A 4,384-nucleotide genomic window follows, 5' to 3' on the forward strand; every position below is an offset into this window, starting at 1 on the left:
CGGCCTCGCCCGCGTCCATCGCCGGATCGCCCGGCGGCCGGCGGTCGGCCGCCGGGGCGCCGCGACGGCGCTTCCTGGCGTCGCGATCCCAGAGCGGGGTCGGTGCAAACATCGAACTCTCGGTCTGGGACGCTCCTTCTCGTGCGGTGAAGTCCACAGGCATTTTCAAAAGTCTCCGCAAAAGTGTCGGAGGGGTCAACGGCCTGTGGCGACGCAAGTTCCGAAGTCAGGGCTTCCAGAGGATCGGCCGAGATCTTTGCGAATAGCAAAGTTCTATGCTTCAGACGTCGATCGATGGCGCCGCTGGGCAGGGGAGATGTTGCTCATCGTTCTCACCATGAGCTTGACATCATCTGGACGTGCGCCGCCGCCGGCTTCGGCCGCGCAGCCGTCCCGCGCACGTGCGACCAAGAAGGCGTCCGGGTGACGCTTGACCGGGCGCGCAACGCGCCGCCAAGCTCCCCTCTCAAGGGTCGGAGGAAAGGATGCGCCTCAACGCAAGGCTCAAGCGCGAGTGGCGTTTTCTGCGCGGCCTGCTTCGGACGCTGGCGCGCGTGAAGGGAATCGAGGCCGATTCCGCCAACCTGCTCTGCGACGACCTGGAAGCGGCGGTGGCCAAATGGCGCGACCGGCCGGCGATCACCTTCGAGGGGCGCACGCTCACCTATGGCGAGCTCGATGCGCTGGCCAACCGCTACGCCCACTGGGGCAAGAGCCTCAATCTCAGGCGCGGCCAGACCGTCGCGCTCTTCATGCCGAACCGGATCGAGTACTTCGCCATCTGGTACGGCCTGTCGAAGATCGGCGTGGTCACCGCGCTGATCAACAACCAGCTTTCCGGCCTGCCGCTGGCGCACTGCCTGAACATCTCCGGCGCCAGCCACCTGGTGATGGACGCCGAGACCGCCCCGGTCTTCGAGGCCGCCCGGCCGCTGCTGGAGAAGGCGCCGCCACAGTGGGTGCTCGGGCCGGCGCCGGGCGAGCACCAGCGCGACCTCGCCCAGGCGCTGAAGAGCTGCAGCCAGCTGCCGCCGGACCGGAACATGCGCAAGGATCTGAAGGCGCGCGACACGCTGCTGCTGATCTTCACCTCCGGCACCACCGGCATGCCGAAAGCCGCGCGCATAACCCACGTCCGGGGCCAGCTCTACATGCGCGGCTTCGCAGGCTCGACCGACGCGCGCGAGAGCGACCGCATCTACGTCTCGCTGCCGCTATACCATGCCACGGGCGGGCTCTGCGCCCTGGGCGCTGCCTTGCTGAACGGCGGCTCGGTGGTGCTGAAGCGGCGCTTCTCGGCCAGCCATTTTTGGCAGGACGTGGCGGCCGAGGGGTGCACCATGTTCGTCTACATCGGCGAGTTGTGCCGCTACCTCGTCAACCAGCCGGCGAGCGATCTGGAGACCCGTCACAAGCTCAGGCTGGCCTTCGGCAACGGGCTTCGGCCCGACATCTGGCCGGTGATGAAGCAGCGCTTCAAGATCCCCGAGATCCTGGAGTTCTACGGCTCGACCGAGGGCAACGTCAGCCTGTTCAACTTCGACGGCCGAGAAGGAGCGGTGGGCCGCGCGCCCAAGTGGCTGCGCGGCCGCTTCAACGTTCGGGTGATCCAGTTCGACGTGGAGGGCGAGAAGCCGATCCGTGGGACGAACGGCTTCTGCATCGAGGCGGGCGCGGGCCAGGTCGGCGAGTGCATCGGCAAGATCGGCGGCGATGCGCGCGCTCAGTACACCGGCTACGTCGACAAGGCCGCTTCGGACAAGAAGGTCCTGCACGACGTCTTCGAGAAGGGCGACGCCTGGTTCGCCACCGGCGACCTGATGCGCATCGACGCCGACGGCTACCTCTATTTCGTCGACCGGATCGGCGACACCTTCCGCTGGAAGGGCGAGAATGTCTCCACCAACGAGGTGGCCGAGCGGCTGCAGGCCGCGCCGGGGGTGCTGCAGGCCAATGTGTTCGGGGTCGCCGTCGAAGGCGCCGAGGGACGGGCCGGCATGGCCGCGCTGGTGGTCGACCAGGACTTCGACATCAGGGCCTTCGGCGAGCATGTCGCCACGGAATTGCCGATCTACGCCCAGCCGCTGTTCGTGCGCATCCTGCCGGCGATGGACACCACCGGCACCTTCAAGATGCGCAAGATGGACCTCGTCGCCGACGGCTACGACCCGGCCAAGGTCAGGGGGCCGCTCTATTTCCACGACCCCAAGCGCGGCTATGTGAAGGTGACCAAGGCCGTCTACGACAAGATCGCGACCGGCCTGGTGAAGGTCTGAGGCCGACGGCCGACGCTGTCAGCGGCGCTGGACGTGCTCGGGCTTGCCCTTGCGCTTGGTCGAAGCCATCCGCTCGAGCTCGGCCTCGCTCATGGATTCGGCCATGTGCTTGGAGGGCTCGCGGGCTTCGGACTTCGGCGTCTCGCCGCGTTTGATCGAAAGCGCCGCGCCGGCGGCCTTCTGCTGTGACTTGGACTTGGCGGGCATGGGAACGCTCCTCGTGGGGAGACACCAACGAGGCAGGCGCGAAGAGGTTCTGGCGCCGCCTGGCGCGGGTCAGATCAGCTGAACGCTTCGCTGGGTTCGCGGGCGCGGCAATGCCAGCCGAGCAGCACGGTCAGGGCGACGACGGTCCACGCCAGCCAGGCGACGCTGCCGACGCCCAGCGCCAGGATCGCCGCGGGCAGCCAGCCGGCGCAGAGGCCGACCATGCCGAAGGAGGAGATCGCGCCGACCCAGCTGACGGCGAAGGCGACGGCGGCGCAGACCAAGGCCAGGGCCCGTCCAGACCTCATAAAGTCCATCGACTCAAAGCCTCCGAGAACCTTGAGTTGGGAAATACCGATCCGGAGCGACGCTTTTGTGTCGCCGATTAGCGCCCCTTCCATTCGGGCGCGCGCTTCTCCGCGAAGGCCTGGGCGCCTTCGATCTTGTCCTCGCTGGCGGCCTGGGCGGCGAAGGCCGGGTAGCTGGCCTGGTTCCTCAGCGCGCTCGCCAGGTCCGGTTCGTCGAGGCTGCGCATGATGGTTTCCTTGGAGGCGGCGACCGCCAGGGGCGCGCCCTTCAGGATGTCCTCGCACCAGCGGTCGGTCGCGGCTGTCAGTTCGCCCGGCGCGACCAGCTCGTTGACCAAGCCCATGCGCCAGGCGTCCGCGGCGCTGATCCGCCGAGAGCTGAGCGCCAGGCCCATGGCCAGCTTCAGCCCGATCTGCCGCTGCAGCCGGTGCAGGCCGCCGCCCAGCGCCACCGTGCCGACCAGCGGCTCGGGCAGGCCGAAGCTGGCGGTCTCTGCGGCCACGACGATGTCGCAGGCCAGCACCAATTCGAAGCCGCCGCCCAGCGCCAGGCCGTTGACCGCGGCGATCACCGGCTTGGTCAGGTCGAACCGCTCGATGAGGCCGGCGTAGCCGTTCCTCGGATAGGGGCGGCTCTCGCCGGCCGCCATGGCCTTGAGGTCGCTGCCGGCGCAGAAGGCCTTCTCGCCGGCGCCGGTGACGACGCAGACCCGCTGGCCGTCGTCGGCGGCGAAGTCGTCGAACGCCGCCTGCAGCGCGTGGTGCATGTCGGGCGTAATGCTGTTCATCGCCTGCGGACGGTTCAGGGTGATCGTCGTCACCTGTCCGCGGCGGTCTACCGTGATGAAGTCCATGGCCCAGGCATGCTGCCCTGCAGGAGCTGGCGCGGCAAGCGCGCCTTCCGCCGGCAGCTGCGGCCTACCCGAGCGCCACCTCGAACTTCGCCTCGGTCTTGGCCTGGACCTCCGCCACGGTGACGCCGGGCGCCAGTTCGACCAGGGCCAGCGGGCGCTTGCCGCGGTCCAGCTGGAAGACGCCGAGGTCGGTGACGACGATGTCGACCACGCCCTGGCCGGTCAGCGGCAGCGAGCAGGCGTTCAGAAGCTTCGGCGCGCCGGACTTCTCGACGTGCTCCATGACCACCACGACGCGCTTGACGCCGGCCACCAGGTCCATCGCCCCGCCCATGCCCTTGACCATCTTGCCGGGCACCATCCAGTTGGCCAGGTCGCCGTTCGCCGCCACCTGCATCGCCCCCAGGATCGAGAGGTCGATGTGCCCGCCGCGGATCATCGCGAAGCTGTCGGCCGAGCTGAAGTAGGACGAGCTGGCCAGCTCGGTGATGGTCTGCTTGCCGGCGTTGATCAGATCCGGATCGGCTTCCCCCTCGTAGGGGAACGGGCCCATGCCCAGCATGCCGTTCTCGCTCTGCAGCGTCACCGTCATGCCTTCCGGGATGTAGTTGGCCACCAGGGTCGGGATGCCGATGCCGAGGTTGACGTAGAAGCCGTCGCGCAGCTCGCTCGCCGCGCGGGCGGCCATCTGCTCGCGGCTCCAGCCCTTTTGATCCTGCGACATCAGGCCTTCTCCCCG

5 protein-coding genes are annotated in these 4,384 nt (G+C 68.3%); 1 reads left to right on the plus strand and 4 read right to left on the minus strand.

Annotated features, from left to right (window positions below; all coding sequences use genetic code 11):
• Nucleotides 1–485: 485 nt before the first annotated feature.
• Complete coding sequence (locus VJS38_RS10260; protein WP_324088051.1) at nt 486–2,276, plus strand: long-chain-acyl-CoA synthetase; 1,791 nt, start codon at nt 486–488, stop codon at nt 2,274–2,276.
• A gap of 18 nt (nt 2,277–2,294) precedes the next feature.
• On the opposite strand, the gene VJS38_RS10265 is transcribed toward VJS38_RS10260, so the two are convergent.
• The 4 genes from VJS38_RS10265 to VJS38_RS10280 form a co-directional block, all read right to left on the minus strand.
• Entirely contained in the window at nt 2,295–2,483 is a 189-nt protein-coding gene (locus VJS38_RS10265) for a DUF3008 family protein (protein WP_324088052.1), read from the minus strand.
• A gap of 74 nt (nt 2,484–2,557) precedes the next feature.
• Nucleotides 2,558–2,791 (minus strand): hypothetical protein, encoded by a 234-nt coding sequence (locus VJS38_RS10270; protein WP_324088053.1) that lies wholly within the window; start codon nt 2,789–2,791, stop codon nt 2,558–2,560.
• Nucleotides 2,792–2,868: 77 nt separating this feature from the next.
• Nucleotides 2,869–3,645, minus strand: a complete 777-nt coding sequence (locus VJS38_RS10275; protein ID WP_324088054.1) for an enoyl-CoA hydratase-related protein — start codon at nt 3,643–3,645, stop codon at nt 2,869–2,871.
• A 64-nt stretch (nt 3,646–3,709) separates the two neighbouring features.
• Entirely contained in the window at nt 3,710–4,369 is a 660-nt protein-coding gene (locus VJS38_RS10280; protein ID WP_324088055.1) for a 3-oxoacid CoA-transferase subunit B, read from the minus strand.
• Between the last annotated feature and the right edge of the window lie 15 nt (nt 4,370–4,384).

The organism is Phenylobacterium sp. (assembly GCF_035276905.1).
Lineage (GTDB): Bacteria > Pseudomonadota > Alphaproteobacteria > Caulobacterales > Caulobacteraceae > Phenylobacterium.